The sequence below is a fragment of the Dietzia sp. 2505 genome (assembly GCF_040546785.1).
GTDB lineage: Bacteria > Actinomycetota > Actinomycetes > Mycobacteriales > Mycobacteriaceae > Dietzia.
On record NZ_JBEPON010000002.1, the window covers coordinates 271,153 to 288,520 of the forward strand.

16 protein-coding genes and 4 tRNA genes are annotated in these 17,368 nt (G+C 70.5%); 12 read left to right on the forward strand and 8 right to left on the reverse strand.

What is annotated here, in order from left to right; translation table 11 throughout:
• Nucleotides 1-12 precede the first annotated feature (12 nt).
• Together ABIE38_RS04955 and thrS are read right to left on the reverse strand one after the other, a co-directional pair.
• Nucleotides 13-591, reverse strand: a complete 579-nt coding sequence (locus ABIE38_RS04955; RefSeq protein ID WP_502914717.1) for an ATP adenylyltransferase — start codon at nucleotides 589-591, stop codon at nucleotides 13-15.
• Complete coding sequence (gene thrS / locus ABIE38_RS04960) at nucleotides 588-2,675, reverse strand: threonine--tRNA ligase (RefSeq protein ID WP_354054772.1); 2,088 nt, start codon at nucleotides 2,673-2,675, stop codon at nucleotides 588-590. The genes ABIE38_RS04955 and thrS overlap by 4 nt, the downstream gene beginning before the upstream one ends.
• Before the next feature lie 159 nt (nucleotides 2,676-2,834).
• Between thrS and ABIE38_RS04965 the strand changes: the two genes are divergently transcribed.
• The gene (locus tag ABIE38_RS04965; RefSeq protein ID WP_354054299.1) at nucleotides 2,835-3,497 is read left to right on the forward strand and encodes a DsbA family oxidoreductase; all 663 of its coding nucleotides are present in this window, start codon (nucleotides 2,835-2,837) and stop codon (nucleotides 3,495-3,497) included.
• 77 nt (nucleotides 3,498-3,574) lie between these two features.
• Here the strand turns inward: ABIE38_RS04965 and ABIE38_RS04970 are convergent.
• A tRNA-Val gene (locus ABIE38_RS04970) sits at nucleotides 3,575-3,646 on the reverse strand.
• Nucleotides 3,647-3,911: 265 nt separating this feature from the next.
• Here ABIE38_RS04970 and ABIE38_RS04975 point away from each other — a divergent pair.
• From ABIE38_RS04975 to ABIE38_RS04995, 5 genes are all read left to right on the forward strand, one after another.
• Nucleotides 3,912-3,984, forward strand: a tRNA-Gly gene (locus ABIE38_RS04975).
• Between the two features lie 48 nt (nucleotides 3,985-4,032).
• Nucleotides 4,033-4,106: transfer RNA gene (locus ABIE38_RS04980), tRNA-Cys, on the forward strand.
• A 28-nt stretch (nucleotides 4,107-4,134) separates the two neighbouring features.
• Nucleotides 4,135-4,209 (forward strand) — tRNA-Val (locus ABIE38_RS04985).
• A gap of 110 nt (nucleotides 4,210-4,319) precedes the next feature.
• Nucleotides 4,320-4,550, forward strand: a complete 231-nt coding sequence (locus ABIE38_RS04990; RefSeq protein WP_354054300.1) for a hypothetical protein — start codon at nucleotides 4,320-4,322, stop codon at nucleotides 4,548-4,550.
• Nucleotides 4,551-4,576: 26 nt separating this feature from the next.
• Nucleotides 4,577-5,146: a GNAT family N-acetyltransferase gene (locus ABIE38_RS04995; protein WP_354054301.1), complete on the forward strand. Its 570-nt coding sequence runs from the start codon at nucleotides 4,577-4,579 to the stop codon at nucleotides 5,144-5,146.
• Nucleotides 5,147-5,171: 25 nt separating this feature from the next.
• Here ABIE38_RS04995 and zapE read toward each other — a convergent pair whose 3' ends face one another.
• A complete protein-coding gene (gene zapE / locus ABIE38_RS05000; RefSeq protein ID WP_354054302.1) occupies nucleotides 5,172-6,188 on the reverse strand; it encodes a cell division protein ZapE in 1,017 nt (338 codons plus the stop codon).
• 50 nt (nucleotides 6,189-6,238) lie between these two features.
• On the opposite strand from zapE, the gene ABIE38_RS05005 reads away from it, so the two are divergent.
• Genes ABIE38_RS05005 through msrB form a run of 4 tightly spaced genes read left to right on the forward strand, consistent with a single transcriptional unit; the run spans nucleotide 6,239 to nucleotide 10,207 of the window.
• Nucleotides 6,239-6,985 carry a dihydrofolate reductase family protein gene (locus ABIE38_RS05005; RefSeq protein WP_354054303.1) on the forward strand — a complete coding sequence of 249 codons (747 nt, stop codon included), beginning with the start codon at nucleotides 6,239-6,241 and terminating at the stop codon, nucleotides 6,983-6,985.
• Nucleotides 6,982-8,511, forward strand: coding sequence for an alpha/beta hydrolase (locus ABIE38_RS05010; protein ID WP_354054304.1), 1,530 nt, complete (start codon nucleotides 6,982-6,984; stop codon nucleotides 8,509-8,511). The genes ABIE38_RS05005 and ABIE38_RS05010 overlap by 4 nt, the downstream gene beginning before the upstream one ends.
• Nucleotides 8,512-8,560: 49 nt before the next feature.
• The gene (locus ABIE38_RS05015; RefSeq protein WP_354054305.1) at nucleotides 8,561-9,757 is read left to right on the forward strand and encodes a glycosyltransferase family 87 protein; all 1,197 of its coding nucleotides are present in this window, start codon (nucleotides 8,561-8,563) and stop codon (nucleotides 9,755-9,757) included.
• Between the two features lie 9 nt (nucleotides 9,758-9,766).
• Nucleotides 9,767-10,207 (forward strand): peptide-methionine (R)-S-oxide reductase MsrB, encoded by a 441-nt coding sequence (gene msrB, locus ABIE38_RS05020; RefSeq protein WP_354054306.1) that lies wholly within the window; start codon nucleotides 9,767-9,769, stop codon nucleotides 10,205-10,207.
• A gap of 76 nt (nucleotides 10,208-10,283) precedes the next feature.
• Here msrB and hemQ read toward each other — a convergent pair whose 3' ends face one another.
• From hemQ to hemE, 3 genes are read right to left on the reverse strand one after another with little or no spacing between them, the layout of a single operon-like run.
• A complete protein-coding gene (gene hemQ / locus ABIE38_RS05025; protein WP_354054307.1) occupies nucleotides 10,284-10,979 on the reverse strand; it encodes a hydrogen peroxide-dependent heme synthase in 696 nt (231 codons plus the stop codon).
• 3 nt (nucleotides 10,980-10,982) lie between these two features.
• The gene (hemG, locus tag ABIE38_RS05030; protein WP_354054308.1) at nucleotides 10,983-12,365 is read right to left on the reverse strand and encodes a protoporphyrinogen oxidase; all 1,383 of its coding nucleotides are present in this window, start codon (nucleotides 12,363-12,365) and stop codon (nucleotides 10,983-10,985) included.
• A gap of 3 nt (nucleotides 12,366-12,368) precedes the next feature.
• On the reverse strand, nucleotides 12,369-13,484 hold the full coding sequence (gene hemE, locus ABIE38_RS05035) for a uroporphyrinogen decarboxylase (protein WP_354054309.1): 1,116 nt from the start codon (nucleotides 13,482-13,484) through the stop codon (nucleotides 12,369-12,371).
• A 106-nt stretch (nucleotides 13,485-13,590) separates the two neighbouring features.
• Between hemE and ABIE38_RS05040 the strand changes: the two genes are divergently transcribed.
• Entirely contained in the window at nucleotides 13,591-14,178 is a 588-nt protein-coding gene (locus ABIE38_RS05040; RefSeq protein ID WP_179525398.1) for a DUF3000 domain-containing protein, read from the forward strand.
• A complete protein-coding gene (locus tag ABIE38_RS05045) occupies nucleotides 14,175-15,413 on the forward strand; it encodes an HRDC domain-containing protein (RefSeq protein ID WP_354054310.1) in 1,239 nt (412 codons plus the stop codon). Before ABIE38_RS05040 ends, ABIE38_RS05045 begins: the two co-directional genes overlap by 4 nt.
• A gap of 12 nt (nucleotides 15,414-15,425) precedes the next feature.
• On the opposite strand, the gene dxs is transcribed toward ABIE38_RS05045, so the two are convergent.
• Entirely contained in the window at nucleotides 15,426-17,333 is a 1,908-nt protein-coding gene (gene dxs, locus ABIE38_RS05050) for a 1-deoxy-D-xylulose-5-phosphate synthase (protein WP_354054311.1), read from the reverse strand.
• Nucleotides 17,334-17,368: the final 35 nt, after the last annotated feature.

Genomic DNA, 17,368 nt, shown 5'->3' on the forward strand with positions numbered 1-17,368 from the left:
TTCCCCCGCTTTTCAGGTGTGGTCGGGCCCGGGCACCGTCGACCACGCCTCGGCCAGCAGTTGTCTGGTCTGACGGAGCAACTGAGGCAGCACCTTGGTTCCGCCGGTCACCGTAATGAAGTTGGCGTCGCCGATCCAGCGTGGCACGACGTGTTGGTGCAGATGATCCGACAGCGAACCCCCCGCGGCACTGCCCAGGTTGAGCCCCACGTTGAACGAATCGGGTCGGGATACGACCTTGACGACCCGGATCAACTGCTGGGTGTACGACATGAGCTCGCGCGCCTCGTCGTCGTCGAGATCCTCCAGGTCGGCCACCTTGCGGTACGGCACCACCATGGCATGTCCCGGGTTGTACGGGTACAGGTTGAGTACCACGTAGACATGGGCGCCACGGGCGACCATCAGGCCGTCCTCGTCGCTCATCCGGGGAATGTCGAGGAAGGGCTCCCCGGTCATACCCTCGGCGGGCTCGGGCGAGGACTCCGCGATGTACGACATCCGGTACGGGGTCCACAGCAGCTGCAGACGGTCCTCCCCCACCCCGTACTGGCGGTACCCGTCCGTCGGGGTCGGCTCCCGGGGCGTCACACCCGCTCCGCCGTGGGCACGTCGTTGCGCCGCGAGTTGACCCAGTAGACGATCTTGTCCATCGCGGCGTTCCGGGACACCCCGTTGAGCTGGGTGCCGTCGGGGAATCGGAAGCTCACCGCGCCCGCCTCCACGTCCCGGTCGCCGGCGAGCAGCATGAACGGCACCTTGCCGGTCGTGTGGTTGCGGATCTTCTTCTGCATCCGCTCGTCGGCCAGATCGAGTTCGGCGCGAATACCCCGGCCGCGGAGCTCGTCGATCACGTCCTCGAGATGCTTCTCGTGCGCCTCGGCCACCGGGATCCCCACCACCTGCACGGGCGCGAGCCACGCCGGGAACAGCCCGGCGTAGTGCTCGAGCAGGACGGCGAAGAACCGTTCGATGGACCCGAAGAGCGCGCGGTGGATCATCACCGGGCGCTTCTTGGTGCCGTCGGCGGCGTTGTAGGTGAGGTCGAACAGCTCGGGGAGGTTGAAGTCGAGCTGCACCGTGGACATCTGCCAGGTGCGGCCGATCGCGTCGCGAGCCTGGACCGAGATCTTGGGTCCGTAGAAGGCCGCCCCGCCCGGGTCCGGGACCAGCTCGAGGCCCGAGTTGGTGGCGACCCGCTCGAGCGTCTCGGTGGCCCGCTCCCAGATCTCGTCACCGCCGACATACTTCTCGGGGTCCTTGGTCGACAGCTCGAGGTAGAAGTCCTCGAGGCCGTAGTCGCGCAGCAGCGAGATGATGAAGGACAGCACGGAGGCGATCTCGCCCTCCATCTGATCCTCGGTGCAGTAGATGTGGGCGTCGTCCTGGGTGAAACCGCGCGCGCGGGTGAGTCCGTGGATCACGCCCGACTTCTCGTACCGGTACACCGTGCCGAACTCGAACATCCGCAGCGGCAGTTCACGGTACGACCGGCCGCGGGAGTCGAAGACCAGGTTGTGCATGGGGCAGTTCATGGGCTTGACGTAGTAGTCCTGCCCCGGCTTGGTCTCCTTGCCGTCGGCGTCGTACTCCGCGTCCAGGACCATGGGGGGGAACATGCCCTCCGAGTACCAGCTCAGGTGCTGCGATTTGCGGAAGAGGTCGCCCTTGGTCACGTGCGGGGTGTTGACCAGCGAGTACCCGGCGGACAGGTGCCGCTTGAGGGAGTGCTGCTCCATCTCGTTGCGGATGATCCCGCCACGGGGGTGGAACACCGGGAAGCCGGAGCCGATCTCGTCCGGGAAGCTGAACAGGTCGAGCTCCGTGCCCAACCGGCGGTGGTCCCGCTTCTCCGCCTCGGCGAGGCGATCGAGGTAGGCGTCCATCGCCTCGGTGCTCTCCCACGCCGTGCCGTAGACGCGCTGGAGGCCGGCGTTCTTCTGGTCCCCGCGCCAGTACGCCGCGGAGGAACGGGTGAGGGTGAACGCGGGGATGAACTTGGTGGTGGGGGTGTGGGGCCCCCGGCACAGATCCGACCAGACCACCTCGCCAGTGCGCGGGTTGAGATTGTCGTACGCGGTCAGTGCGCCGGCCCCGACCTCCATGATCTCCGCGTCCTCGAGGGCCTCGGCGCCCCCGGCGTCGCCGGAGTCCGCCCGTCCCTTGTCCTCCACCAGCTCGAGCTTGTACGGCTCACCGGCGAGCTCGGCGCGGGCCTCGTCCAGTGAGGCGTATTCGCGCCGGGCGAAACGCTGGCCCGACTTGATGATCTTCTTCATCCGCTTCTCGAGGTCCTTGAGGTCCTCGGGTGTGAACGGCTCGGCCACGTCGAAGTCGTAGTAGAAGCCGTTCTCGATCGGCGGGCCGATCCCCAGCTTGGCCTCGGGGAACTTGTCCTGGACGGCCTGCGCCAACACGTGGGCGCAGGAGTGCCTGATCACGGACCTGCCGTCCTCGGTGTCCGCGCGGACGAGCTCGACCTCGGTGTCCGCCTCGGGCGCCCACGACAGGTCGCGTAACGCGCCCCCGGGGTCGCGCACCACCACGACGGTATCCGGGCCGCTCCTCGACTGGAGCTCACGCTCGGCGAGGATCTTGCCCGCCGGCTCCCCCGCCGGGATGACGGTGGTGGTCACGGTGCCCGCACCCGTCGCATCGACGTCGGTTTCCGGCATGCGGTTCTCGGACACGGGGGGAGATCTCCTCGGCAGTGGACGACGGGTGGCCGTGGGCCACCCGTGACGGGCGCACCAGCTCCGGCGACGGACCTGGGCCGGTCCATGCTACCCGGCGGCCCGCGGAATCCCGGACCGCCTCGAGCCGTTGTACCCGCCATGCGCATAGACATCTGGTCAGACGTGGTCTGTCCGTTCTGCTGGATAGGCAAACGCCACCTGGAGGCCGCGCTGGCGGCCTTCCGGGTAGACCATCCCGACATGGAGGTCGACGTGGCCTGGCGGGCCTTCGAACTCGACCCCTCGGCGCCGCGGCACGGCGAGAGCGGCGTCGACGAGTCCGGCGCGCAGATGCTCTCGCGCAAGTACGGCATGACGCTGGCGGAGGCCGAGGCCGCGCAGGAAAAGATGGCGGGACGGTTCCGGGAACTCGGGTTGGAGTTCGACTGGCGGTCCGCCACGATCTCCTCGACCTTCGACGCCCATCGGCTGGCGGCGCTGGCCGCAGACCACGGGAAGGCGGACGAGGTCGACGAGGCGTTGCGCCGCGCCTACTTCACCGACGGCGAGCGACTCTCCGACCCGGAGGTTCTCGGGCGCCTCGGCGTCGGAGCGGGGCTGCCCGCCGACGCCGTCGGCCGGTTGCTGTCCGGGGACGGGTACGGCGAGCGGGTCCGTGAGGACATCGAGGCGGCCCGCGGGATCGGCGTGAACGGGGTGCCGTTCTTCGTCTTCGACGGCAGGCTGGCCGTCAGCGGTGCGCAGCCCGTCGAGGTGTTCGAACAGGCCCTGGAACAGGCCCTCGCCGCACGAGAGGCCTGACCCGACGCGGCGGGCTGCCCGGATACTGACGCAGCCCCCGCCCGGCGGTCACCGGGGCGGGGGCTGCGTGTGTGTTGTGGTCCTAACTGGGTTCGAACCAGTGACCTCTCCGGTGTGAACGGAGCGCTCTTCCACTGAGCTATAGGACCGCGCGTGGCCTGATCTCGATCGGCACCGGAATACTGTAGCAAGCCGGGCCCGTGGCCCCAATTCGGGGTCGGCGAGATGCCGGTGCCGCGTCAGCGCGGCGCCGACGCACCTCCCGAGGGCCGGTTCGCGCGGGCTCGCGGAACCCCGAATCAGGGTGTCCACGCAGGTGGAGTGCATTTCCGACCCCCGATTTGTGTTCCAAGATCGGGTTCGGCTAATGTTCATTCTCGCAACGCGGTGAGCAACAGCGAGCCGGGGAGCAGTGCGGATGTGGCGCAGCTGGTAGCGCATCACCTTGCCAAGGTGAGGGTCGCGGGTTCGAATCCCGTCATCCGCTCGGAGGGATCGAGGAGCCAGGAGTCCTCACCGGGCTCGATACCTTTTCGGTGGAGTGGCCGAGTGGTGAGGCAGCGGCCTGCAAAGCCGTCAACACGGGTTCGATTCCCGTCTCCACCTCCACGCCGGAGAGATCCGGTCGGTGAATCCCGCGCGATTAGCTCAGCGGGAGAGCGCTTCCCTGACACGGAAGAGGTCACTGGTTCAATCCCAGTATCGCGCACCACGACACACGCCCCGGCTGACCGCCGGGGCGTCGTGCATTTCGCCGGTATCGCTCCCCGTTCGGTACCGCACTGTGCTCGCCGCGTGATGAGGATCACTCATCATCAGAGTATGTCCACCGCGCACAGGCTTCCACACACGACGACGGTCGACTCGATAGCTCTGGAGGACGTCCGGGGGCGGGTCGTCGACCTCCGCCACACCACAGGCATCCTGGTCGATCTGCGCCGCACGGCCACGGACACCTACGAGGTCACGATGGTCCTCGGAGGCGGGGACGATTCGGAACGGCTGGTGGTGTCCGGGGTGGGTGGGACCGAGAACCTGCACCTGCATTCCTGATCCCCGCGCCCCGCTAGTCTCACGGGGTGATCGCCAGCCTCGGACCCACAGTCGACCCGGCCGTCGCGGCCGATCTCGGCCCGATAGCCGAGCTGGCGGCCCGCACGTTCCCGCTGGCGTGTCCCCCGGATCTCCCACGGGCCTCGATCGACGCCTTCATCGACCGACACCTCTCCGCCGGGGCACTGAGGGTCCATCTGGACACCCCCGGGCACGACCTCCTCGCGGCCAGGACGCCGGATGGGCGACTCGTCGGATACGCCCTCCTCGTGGACGGGATCGAGATGGACCCGACCTGCGCCGATCAGATCCTCCACCGACCCACCGTCGGGATCAGCAAGTTGTACGTCGACCCCGGCCACCACGGTTCGGGCTTCGCGGCCCTGGTGCTCGACGACGTCGTCCGGAGGTGCGTCGGCAGGGGTGTGCGCGGTCTGTGGCTCGCCACCAACGTGGCCAACATCAGGGCGCGGCGGTTCTACGCCAGGCAGGGGTTCGTCGAACGGGGAACCCGCACGTTCGACGTGGGTGGCGTATCCAACACCGACGTCGTGTACGAGAGGGCGCTCAGCGGGACGGCCGCGGGTCCGGGCTGAGCGTCCAACCGTCCGAGCTGAGCGTTCAGCCGCCGACCTTCTCGAACCGTGAGAGCGCGAGGAGGCGGGACGTGGCCCGAAGATATTTCTTGCGGTAGCCGCCGGCGATCATCTCCTCGGTGAAGATCGCGTCCAGCTTCTCCCCCGAGTTACGGACGGGGATCCCGGCGTCGTACAGGCGGTCCGCCAGGACGACCAGGCGCAGGGCGATGGCCTGGTCGGGCAACGGTGCGACGTCGCGCAGGCACACCCTGGTCACCCCGTCGACGAGCCGGTTGTACTTGGACGGGTGGAGGGTGGCCAGGTGTCCACACAGCGCGTCGAAGTCGTCCAGCGTCGCCCCGGGGTCCGCGCCGGCGTCCGCCTCGAGCTCCGCCTCAGACATCGGGTCCGGCGCCGGAGGGAGATTCCGGTGACGGTAGTCGGGACCGTCGACCCGGATCGACTCGAAGATCCCCGACATCTTGCGGATCTCGCGCATGAAATCCTTGGCCGCGAACCGCCCCTCACCGAGCTGTTCGGGAAGGGTGTTGGAGGTGGCGGCCACGCTGACGCCCGCCGTGGTGAGCTCCGCGAGGAGCCGGGACACCAGCATGGTGTCGCCCGGGTCGTCCAGCTCGAACTCGTCGATACACAGGACCGAGTGTCCGGACAGCTCCTCGACCGCACGGTTGAAGCCGAGGGCACCCACCACGTGGGTCAGTTCGACGAACGTGCCGAACGCCTTGGGCTCGGGACAGGTGTGGTAGATCGAGGTCAACAGGTGGGTCTTGCCCACACCGAATCCGCCGTCGAGATAGATGCCCGCCCCCTCCACCGACTTGGGTCGACGCCCGAACAGTCCCTTCTTGGGCGAACGACGGGTCACGACGCCCTCGGCGAACTCCCGACACGCCTTGACCGCGGCGGCCTGGGAGGGCTCGGCGGGGTCCGGGATGTAGGAATCGAAACTCACGTCATCGAACATCGACGGCGGGACCATCTGTGCCACGAGTTGGTCGGCGGGGACCACCGGGGTGACGTCAACGAGGCGAGAGACCATGCGATGAGCCTATCGTGGGGCGACAGGCGTCAGAACGGAAGGAGCCCCAGGTGCTGTCGACCCGACCCCCCGCGCTCGACGACGGCCCGGCTTCGCTCCACGCGATCTGGGCCGCCCTCCAGCCGGACCAGCCCTCCGGAGGGCTGGTGATCCGTGCCGTCATGATCTCCTCCATCGACGGGACCACCACCGTCGACGGCCGGAGCGGGGGCCTGGGCACGCCCACCGACCGCCTGGTCTATGACGCCATGCGTGCCCGCGCCGACCTCGTCCTGGTGGGGTCCGGGACGGCGTTGGCCGAGCACTACGGCCCCGCCGAGGTGAGCCCGGTCTGGGCGGACCGGCGCAGCGGACCCCCGCCCCCCGTCCTGGTCCTCACCAGGTCGCTACCCGACCAACTCATCGACCTCTGCGCCGACACCGACGACCGGGTCCGGATCGCCGCTGCACACGAGGTGAGCCGTCGGCGCATCGAGGCCGCGCGGGCGCGGGGCGTGACCGTACACGTACTCGACCCGGGTCCGACCGGCGCCGCGGTGCGCGCGCTGGCGTCCCGCCTCCACGCCCGCGAGGTGGACTTCGAGGGCGGCCCACGCCTCCTCGGGACACTGCTCTCGGAGGGGGCTGTGGACGATCTCGTCCTCTCGGTGGCGCCGGAGCTCATCGTCGGAGGTGACGACTCCACCCTCGCCCCCGGCCCCGGCAGCACCCGGGTTCCCATGCGGGTGGTCTCGGCGTTCACCTGCCCGCGCGGGGGTCTGTACACCCGCTGGGCGGTCGGCGAGGGCCTCCGTTGACCCCGGCACGACCCGCCCGGACCGCCGGAACCGTGCTCGCGGCCGTCGCCGCGGCTCTGGCCGTGGCGGTTGCCGGATGCGCGCCCCTGCCCGCCACCGGACCGCGGCTCGCCACGGGCGACGGTCCCGGTGGCTCGCCCGGACCCGGCGCGCAGGGCGACGTCCCGGAACTTCCCGACTGGGTCGCGCCGCGGTCCGAGCTCGACTGGATCCCCTGCGCGGACGGTGGGACCCGCGGTCTTCCGCAGGACGCCCGGGTCGAGTGCGGCCTGCTCGGGGAGACACCGGTCCTCCGGCTCACCACCGCGGACACACCGGGCGACTCGGCTCCCCTCGTCGTGGTGGCCGGTCCCGACAGTCCCGCAGACGAGCTCGCCATCCGGTTCGCCTCGGCCGGATCCGAGATCACGGGGTCGCATCCGGTCGTGATCGTGGACCACAAGGGGCGGACCGGACCCGCCGGCACCTGCCTGACCCCCGCGGCTCGTCGCACCCTGGACGGACTCGCCGAGAGGGGCGCGGACCCCGGCTCACCGGAACTCCGCGGCGACCTCGCCCAGACCGCCCAGTCCTGCACGGACCAGCTGGCCGGTCGGGAACTCGACTTCGGCGCCGCCGGCGCCGCGGAGGATCTCGAGGTGCTCCGGCAGTCGTGGGAGGTGCCGGGGCTCGCGGTTCTCGCGGTGGGGGTGGGCGCACGTACCGCACTGGAGTACGCCGGGACGCACCCCGGCCGGGTGTCGTTGTTGGTCCTGGACTCCCCCGCACCGTGGGACGGAGACCAGGAGTCCTCGGCGCGGTCCGCGCTCGACGGTTCCGATGCCGCGCTGCGTCTGTGGGCCGCGTCCTGTAGCCGTGCCGAGTGCGGGCCGGGCGGCGCTGACGAGAGGGTCGAGGCGGTCTCCCGCGCCCTCGACGCGGCCCGGGACCCGGGTGCCCGCGTGCCGGCCGCGCTCCTGTCCGACGTCATCCGCTCCGCACTCGCCGACCTGTCCGGTGCGTCCGCATCCGAGGCGTCCGAGGGGGACGTGATCCTCGGCGACATCGCGGCTGCGCGCCCGGGCACGGACTCCCTCGGATCCCCGGTGCGTGCCCGGGCGGAGGCGTTGACGAGCTCGTCACTGCCCTACGTCGCGGGGTGCTCCGACCTTCCCCGGCGGGTGCCGGTGAACCGCGTACCGGAACTCGCCGCCGAATGGACGGACAACGCACCCTTCGGGGAGATCCTCGCCGCCCAACTGTCCGCGTGTTCGACCTGGCCCGTCCCGGTACAGACCCCCCTCGAGTTGCCGGGCGCCGCTCCCGTGCTCCTGCTGGGTGGGATCGCGGACCCCGTCGCCGGTGCCGCCGCGCTGGAACCCACTGCGGGGATGCTGTCGGCCGCCGGGGCCGGGGACATCCGCGTCCTCACCTGGGGTGCACCCGGATCGCGGGTGGTCCTCCACTCCGCGTGCGCCAGATCCACCGTCGCGGAGTTCCTGGCCGACCCGGCCACCGTCGAACGATCCGTGGCCTGTCCCTCCTGACCGGGGCGCCTGCGTGGGGGACGCGACCCGGGCCGGTACCCTGCACACCGTGCCATTGCCGACCCGAAGCACTGACTCCGTGCCCCGCCTGCTGAACCACATCCTGTGGCCGCTGGCGATCATGACCGTGATCCATCGCGTGCTGATCAAGGCCGTCAACGGGTCGATCACCAACGACTTCGGGACCGTCTACGCGGCGACCAGGCGCTTCCTCGCCGGCGAGCCCGTGTACAGCGAGAATCTGCTCACGGTGCAGCCGCACTACCTCTACGCCCCGAGCGGCACCTTCCTGCTGGCCCCCTTCGGAGTCATCGACAACTACACCGTCGCGCGGTGGTTGTTCATCCTCGTCAACACCGCGGCGATCATCGGCGCCCTGTGGCTGCTCATGAGATTGTTCGACCTCGACGTGCGGTCGTTCGCGGCCCCGGCGATCCTCCTGGGGGCCTTCTGTACCGAGGCGGTCACCAACACCCTGGTCTTCACCAACGTCAACGGTGTGATCTTCCTGTGCCAGGTGGCATTCCTGTACCTCCTCCACCGCAGGCGACTCTGGTGGGCCGGGGTGGCCATGGGCCTGTCCCTGGCGATCAAACCGATGCTCGCCCCGCTACTGGTCCTCCCGTTGATCCGCCGACAGTGGCAACCCTTCGTCGCCGCCGTGGCGATCCCCGCCGCCGCCATGGCCGCGGGCTGGGCGCTCACCGTGGACGCCGCGCGGTACCTCGAGGTGACCGCGCCCTACATGAGCGAGGTCCGCGACTACTACAACAGCTCCATCGCCGGCCTCGGCCTGTATTACGGCGTCCCCGAACCACTCATCCTGGTGTCCCGGATCCTCGTCGTCGTGGCCACCCTGGTGGCCGTGTGGCTCCTGCTGGACTACCGGCACAACCACGAGGTGCTGTGGTTGGCCACCACCTCCGGTGTCATCCTGTCCGGTGTGTTCCTGGTCTCCAGCCTCGGGCAGATGTACTACTCGATGATGCTCATCCCGATCATGCTCACCGTGGTCCTGGACAAGTCCTTCGTGCGCAACTGGCCCGCCTGGCTGGCGGCGTACGGGTTCTTCACCCTGGACTTCTGGGAGTCGGCCCGGTGGCCGTACTACGGGCGCCTGCTGGAATTCGCCCATCCCACGCTCGGATGGCTGTTGCTGCTGGGCACGGTGTTGGTGATCCTGCTGTGGCGGCGCACGGACCCGCGCCGGCACGAGCGGATCGCACCGGCCGCCGCGGCGGCGTAACCTGCGGACATGAGTGAGCGCATTGACACCCCCTCCAGCACTCCACAACCGGACTTCACCCTCGACGATGCGGAATGGCGCCGCAGGCTGACCCCCGAGGAGTACCGGGTCCTGCGCCGGGCCGGCACCGAGCGGCCGTATACCGGGGAGTACACCGACACCAAGACCGAAGGGGTCTACCGCTGCCGCGGCTGCGGGGCCGAGCTGTTCCGCAGTGACGCCAAGTTCGACTCCCACTGCGGCTGGCCCTCGTTCTTCACGCCACTGGCCGGTGGGGCGGTCATCGAGCGGACCGACACGACCCTCGGGATGACCCGCACCGAGGTGGTGTGTGCGAACTGCCACGGACATCTCGGTCACGTCTTCTCCGGCGAGGGCTACCCCACCCCCACCGATCTGCGGTACTGCATCAACTCTCTGAGCATGACGCTCGAGCCCGCCGAGGACTGATCGCACGGCAGAGGGGCCGGCGGGGACGCAGTCGTCCCGGCCGGCCCCTCGCTCATCCCCGCGGCGGTGGGCTGCCTCAGGGCATCGTGGTGGCCAGCTGCTCGGCGCTGACCCGGGGCCCGGTGAAGAACGGGACCTCCTCGCGGACGTGACGCCGCGCCTCGGTGCTGCGCATGACGCGCATCAGGTCGACGATCCGATCCAGCTGCGGGGCCTCGAAGGCCAGGAGCCATTCGTAGTCGCCCAACGAGAACGACGGCACGGTGTTGGCGCGGACGTCCGGATACTCTCGGGCGGCGCGCCCGTGCTCGGCGAGGATCTGGCGACGCTCCTCGTCGGGGAGCAGGTACCACTCGTAGGAGCGGACGAAGGGGTACACCGAGATGTACGCGCCCGGCTCCTCCTCGGCGAGGAACGCCGGGATGTGGCTCTTGTTGAACTCCGCGGGGCGGTGCAGAGCGGTGTTGGACCAGTGGGCCGTGCTGGCCCGGCCCAGGATGGTGGTGCGCCGGAACTCGTTGTAGAACCGCTGCAGTTCCTCGATGTGCTCGGCGTGGGTCCAGATCATGAAGTCGGCCTCGGCGCGGAGCCCCGACACGTCGTACAGTCCGCGGACCACCACGTCGGTGCCGTCGAACCGGGCGAGGAACTGCTCCAGGTCCGCGGTGACCGCGGCCCGGTCCTCCCCCAGCTCCCCGGGCGTCACGGTGAAGACCGAGAACATCAGGTAGCGGAGCGTCGAGTTGAGCTTCTTGTAGTCAAGGCGTGCCATGGGTCAATCCTGCCACCCTGCGGCCAGGCGCCGGGCCGCGGCCCGTGCGGAACCGATGCACGCGGGCACCCCGACCCCCTCGGTCGCACCTCCGACCACCTCGACCCCGGGCAACCGGTCCGCCAGTTCGGCCCGAACTCCCGCGATCCGGTCGGCGTGTCCCGGACCGATCTCGGCGAGCGCGTCCTCCCAGCGGCGGACACGCGAGTACAGGATCGTCGGTGCGGATCCGCACACCCCGGCCAGGGCGGATTCGGCCATCCGGGCCAGTGCGATGTCGTCTGCGGTGAGCACGTCGTCGTCGTCGAGCCGACCGAACGACACCCGCACCAGGTGACCCGGTCGGGTGTCGAGGTGAGGCCATTTGCGACTGGTGAAGGTCATCGCCTTGAACGGGACCGGCTCGTCGGTGGCCACCAACACCCCGGAGAGTTCGGGCAGGTCGAGCCCCCGGTCCACCTCCATCGCCACCACGGCGGACGAGGCGGTCCGGATCCCGGACAGGCCGGACACCGCGCCGTCGACCCCACCGGCGGCGGCCAGGAGCGGTGCGGCGTGGGGAACGGGGACGGCGACGACGACGAGGTCCGCGTCCTCCACCCACGATCCGCGGGCGCCGGTGACCGTCAGGGCGTAACCGGAGGTCTCGCGATGGATCGCGGTGCAGGTGGCGTGACAGCGCACCGTGGCACCCGAGGCCTCGGCCAGCGCGGCCACGAGCCCCCGGTACCCGCCGTCGAGGGTGGCGAAGACGGGCCCCGGCACCCGGTTGCCCACGAGCTCACCGATCGCGGCGGTCAGCGTGGGCGCGCCCCGGTCCAGCGCCTCGGCGAGACCGGGGATGACCTGCCGAAGGCCGAGTCCCGAGCTGGGGGCGGCGTACACCCCGCCGAGCATGGGATCGACGAGCCGCGAGACCACCGCCTCGCCGAACCGGTCGGCAACGAGCCGACCCAGCGAGACGTCTCCGCCGGGTTCCCACTCCAGGGGCGCGTCCGTCTCACGGGCGGCGACGGCCGACTCCGCGGGGCTCAGGACACCCGACAGGCCGGCCACGTCGGACGGCAGCCCCATGAGGGTGCCGACCGGCATCGGGACCAGTCGACCGTCGGTGAGGATCGCCGGGCCGAGCGGTCCGGGGTGCCGCAGGGTGTCGGTCAGCCCCAGCTCGGCGACGAGCTCGGAGGCCTCGGGCCGGCGGCCGATGAATGCCTCGGCCCCCAGCTCCATGGGGCCGGACGGGAAGTCGACGGTGTGCAACGCCCCGCCGAGGGAGTCCGACGCCTCGAGGACCGTGATCCGTGCGCCGGGCAGGTCGAGGGAGAGCTGGTAGGCGGCGGTGAGTCCGCTGAGACCGCCACCGACCACGGCGATACGTGGGGGCATCCCTTAAGTCCCGGTCAACTCGTGGACCAGCTCGACCACGTGGGTCACGGCACCCGGGTCGGTGGCGGGCAGGACACCGTGCCCGAGGTTGAACACGTGTCCGCGGGCGCCCAGCTCTCGTGCCCGCGCCCCCTCGTCGAGGATCCTGCGGACCTCGGAGTCGAGCGCCGGACGGTCGGCGAAGAGCATGGCGGGGTCGAGGTTGCCCTGGAGCACCTTGCCCGGCGCCCGCACCGCGGCGTCGTCGAGCGGGATGCGCCAGTCCACACCGACGACCTCGGGGCCGGCCTCGCCCATCGCCCCGAGCAGTTCTCCGGTGCCCACGCCGAAGTGGGTGCGGGGAACCGTGGAGATCACCTCGTCGGCGAAGATCCCGGTGGAGTGCGGGAGCACCATCGAGCGGTAGTCGCGCAGGCTCAGCGCCCCGGCCCACGAGTCGAACAACTGGACGGCGTCCACGCCGGCGTCGATCTGCGCGCGCAGGAACACCGTGGTCAGGTCCGCCAACTTGGACATCAGTGCATGCCAGACGTCGGGACGGGAGTACATCAGTGACTTGGTGTGCTCGTGGTTGCGGCTGGGGCCGCCCTCGATGAGGTAGGAAGCCAGGGTGAAGGGGGCGCCGGCGAAGCCGATGAGCGCGACCTGCGGGTCGAGCTCCGCCACCACCATGCGGACCGCCTCGCCGATCTTCTCGAGACGGTCCGGGGTGAGATCGGGAAGCGCGGCGACCCCGGCCTCGTCGCGGATCGGCGCGGCCACCACGGGCCCGGTGCCCGGCACGATGTCGATGTCCACACCCGCCGCCGCCAGCGGGATGACGATGTCGGAGAAGAAGATCGCGGCGTCCACCCCGTGACGGCGGACCGGCTGCAGGGTGACCTCGCAGGTCATCTCGGGGTCGAAACAGGCCTCGAGCATGGTGCTCCCGGCGCGGAGTTCGCGGTACTCGGGAAGCGAGCGACCCGCCTGACGCATGAACCACACCGGCGTGTGCGCGGCGCCGGTGCCTCGGACTTCGTCGAGGTAGGGGCCGGTCCCGGCCCGGCGCGCGGTCGCACCGCCGGCGCCCTGGGTGTCAACGGACCTGGGATTCGAGGGCACATCGGAGTTCAGCACCTCCCCATGGTCCCACGAGTGCGCCACCGGGGCGCTCCACCCCACCCCGGTGGGCGACGGCGCGCCTCCTCGGGGCGCCGCCGGGTGGTGGCTAGCGTGACGACCCGTGAGCACATCGGTCAATGACGGCGAGCCCGAGGTCTTCCGGGAAGCGGTCGAGTCGCTGTCCCGGCTCGAGGTCCGCCCTGAGATCTCCGTCGGCCCGATCCGTCCGCCGCAGAGACTGGCGCCGTACAGTCACGCGCTCGGGGTGGAGATCATCCCGCCGACCGGGGACGACGTGCCCGAGTTCTCCGACGGGGACGCGTTCGGTCGGCTGATCCTCCTCCACGACCCCTCCGGGGACGACGCGTGGAACGGCACGCTGCGGCTGGTCGCCTACATCCAGGCCGACATGGAGGCCTCACTCGCGGGCGATCCCCTGCTGCCCCAGGTCGCCTGGAGTTGGCTCACCGAGGCGCTCGACGAGGACGCCGGTCCGTACACGTCGCTGGGCGGAACCGTCACCAGCACCGCGTCGGTCCGCTACGGCGATATCTCCGGACCGCCCCAGGCCCACCAGCTCGAGTTGCGCGCGTCGTGGACCGCCCTCGAGTCGAACCTGACCGGTCACGCCTCTGCATTCTGCAAGACGCTCTCCCTGGCCGCCGGACTCCCGCCGGTCGGCGTGACCTCCCTCCATCGTCGGGCGTGAGCGGCCGACGACGCGGAGAGACCCCGCCCGGGGCGCCGCCGCCCCCGGCCGAGTACGAGTTCGTGGACGACGCCTCCGGCATCGGGTCGGTCGCCTCCGTCGTGGAGTCCTCGGCCGGACCGGTCGCGGTGGACGTCGAGCGCGCGTCCGGGATCCGCTACTCCGAGCGCGCCTTCCTCCTGCAACTACGCCCCGCCGGCGGACCCGCGCTGCTGGTGGACCCCGAGACGCCGGGCCAGACGGTCGGGCCGCTCGCGGGCGTCCTCTCCGGGCGCCCCCTGCTCCTGCATGCCGCGAGCCAGGATCTGCCGTCACTCCGTGAACTCGGGATCAGGCCGACGTCTGTCATCGACACCGAACTGGCCGGCCGGTTCCTGGGCATGGAACGGGTGAACCTCGGTGCGATGATCTCGGAGCACCTGGGCATCGGGTTGGCCAAGGCCCACTCGGCGGCGGACTGGTCGCGACGCCCGTTGCCCGCATCCTGGCTCGACTACGCCGCCTACGACGTGCTCTTCCTCCACGACCTGGCGGACGCGGTACTCCCCCGGCTCGACGAGCTCGGCCGCCGGGACTGGTTCGAGGCCGAGTGTCGCCACCTCGTCGACTCCGACCCGCCCGCCCCCACCCAGGATCCCTGGCGCAGGCTGGCCCGCCTGACCTCCCTGCGCGACGCCCGCCAACTCGCCCGGGCACGGGAGTTGTGGATGGCGCGTGACCGGGTGGCCGCGGAGCGCGACATCGCCCCCAAGAGGTTGCTCACGGACGCGGCGATCATCGAGGCGGCACGCACCGCGCCGGCGAACCGCACCGAACTGCTCGCGATCGAGGGGTTCGACGGCCCGCACCGCAGGCGCCTGGCGGACGAGTGGCTGGCGGCGCTGGAGTGGGCCGCCGAACTCGGGCGTGGCGACCTGCCCTCCCGCCAGGCGCCGCGCGGGGAGCACCCCCCGCACACCGCCTGGAGGCGGACCGACCCGGGGGCCGCGGCGCTCCTGGACTCCGCGCGCGAGGCGCTCGGTGAGCTCGCCGAGGAGCTGGGTATCGAACAGGGCCTGCTGCTCAAGGCGTCGACTCTCCGACTGTGGGCCTGGCGGGCGGCCACCACCGACACCGCCGACGACGCGGCGCTACTGCACCGGGTCCTGCAGGCCGAGGGTGCCCGCCGCTGGCAGATCGAATTGACGGAGACCCCGTTGCTGGACGCCGTACACGAGTTCAGGGCGGACAGCTGAGGGCGAGCGGACTCAGCTCTCGACCCGGTCGCCGCTCTCGACCCGGTCGCCGAGGCGCTGGCGGATCCCGCGGGCGATACCCTCCGCGGTCAACCCGGCGTCGGCGAGGATCTCACCGCGGGAGGCGTGGTCGAGGAACTCCTGGGGAATACCCAGGGCGAGTCGGTCGACCTTGACACCGGCGCGCTCCAGACTCGCCGAGACCGCCGACCCGACGCCCCCGTGGAGCCCGTTGTCCTCGACGGTCACCACTAGCTGACGACCCCGGGCGGAGTCGACGATCGAGTGCGGGACCGGATAGACCCAGCGCGGATCGACCACGTCGACCGTGACACCTGCGGTCTCGAGCTCCCGCGCCGCGGCCAACGACGGCGCGACCATCGACCCGACGCCCACCACCAGGACGTCGGCGTCGCCGGACCCGTGCACCCGGTCGACGCCGTCGGTACTGGTCGCGAGTGCCGGGACGGGCTCACCGACCGACCCCTTGGGGAAGCGCACGACGGTGGGCCCGTCGGTCACCTCGACGGCCTCCCGGAGTTCCGCGCGCAGGGTCTCGGCGTCGCGCGGTGCGGCCACCCGGACACCGGGGACGATCCCCGTCAACGACAGGTCCCACATCCCGTTGTGGCTGGCGCCGTCGGGGCCGGTCACACCGGATCGGTCGAGCACCAGGGTGACCGGCTGCCCGAGGAGCGCGACGTCCATGAGCAGCTGGTCGAACGCACGGTTGAGGAAGGTGGAGTACACGGCCACCACGGGGTGCATCCCCCCGAGCGCCAGTCCGGCGGCCGAGGCCACGGCGTGCTGCTCGGCGATGCCCACGTCGAACATGCGGTCCGGGAAACGGTCACCGAACGCCGTCAGTCCGGTCGGCCCGGCCATGGCCGCGGTGATGGCCACGACGTCGTCCCGCTCGGCACCGATCTCGCACAGTTCGTCGGAGAAGACCGACGTCCAGTCGACCGCGGACGACGCCGAGAGCGGTCGCCCGGTGTCGGGGTCGATGACCCCGGTCGCGTGCATGAGGTCGGCGACGTTGTTCTCCGCGTGGACGTAACCCATACCCTTGCGCGTGACCACGTGGACCACCACCGGGCCGCCGAAGTCCTTGGCCAGCCGCAGCGCCGCCTCGGTGGCGGCGAGGTTGTGCCCGTCGACCGGCCCCATGTACTTCAGCCCCAGGTCGGCGAACAGTTCCTGCGGGGACACCACGTCCTTCAGGCCGGTCTTGATCCCGTGCAGGATCGAGTAGACGGCCTTGCCGACGATGTCCTTGCGCGCGCCCAGGGTGCGCTTAGTGTGATCCATCGCCTTCTCGTAGGCGGGTTGCAGCCTCAGGACCCCGAGTCGTTCGGCCAGGCCTCCGATCGTGGGGGAATACGACCGTCCGTTGTCGTTGACGACGATCACCATGGGCCGGTCCTTGCCGGCCGCGATGTTGTTGAGCGCCTCCCAGGCCATCCCGCCGGTCATCGCGCCGTCGCCGATCACGGCCACGACGGTGCGGTCGGTCTCCCCGCGCAGGGAGAACGCCTTGGCGAGACCGTCGGCGTAGGACAGCGACGAGGTGGCGTGCGAGGACTCGACGACGTCGTGGTCACTCTCCGCACGGCACGGGTACCCCGACAGTCCGCCGCGGGTGCGGAGCCCGTCGAACTGGTCGCGCCGACCGGTGACGATCTTGTGGACGTATGACTGGTGTCCGGTGTCGAAGACGATGGGGTCGCGTGGGGAGTCGAAGACCCGGTGCAGCGCGATCGTCAACTCCACCACTCCGAGATTGGGGCCGAGGTGCCCGCCGGTGGCGGAGACCTTCCTGATGAGGAACTCCCTGATCTCACCGCAGAGCCTGACCATCTCGTCGGGTCCGAGTGCACGGAGGTCGGAGGGGCCGTTCACCTGATCGAGCACACTCATTGCCGTCGACTGCCCCTTCCCTGGCCGCACCCCTC

Coding starts and splice junctions, on each gene's coding strand:
- thrS (WP_354054772.1), bottom strand. CDS start 2,675: ATGCCGGAAACCGACGTCGATGCGACGGGTGCGGGCACCGTGACCACC.
- ABIE38_RS04965 (WP_354054299.1), top strand. CDS start 2,835: ATGCGCATAGACATCTGGTCAGACGTGGTCTGTCCGTTCTGCTGGATA.
- hemG (WP_354054308.1), bottom strand. CDS start 12,365: ATGCCCCCACGTATCGCCGTGGTCGGTGGCGGTCTCAGCGGACTCACC.
- ABIE38_RS04990 (WP_354054300.1), top strand. CDS start 4,320: ATGTCCACCGCGCACAGGCTTCCACACACGACGACGGTCGACTCGATA.
- msrB (WP_354054306.1), top strand. CDS start 9,767: ATGAGTGAGCGCATTGACACCCCCTCCAGCACTCCACAACCGGACTTC.
- zapE (WP_354054302.1), bottom strand. CDS start 6,188: ATGGTCTCTCGCCTCGTTGACGTCACCCCGGTGGTCCCCGCCGACCAA.
- dxs (WP_354054311.1), bottom strand. CDS start 17,333: ATGAGTGTGCTCGATCAGGTGAACGGCCCCTCCGACCTCCGTGCACTC.
- hemQ (WP_354054307.1), bottom strand. CDS start 10,979: ATGGCACGCCTTGACTACAAGAAGCTCAACTCGACGCTCCGCTACCTG.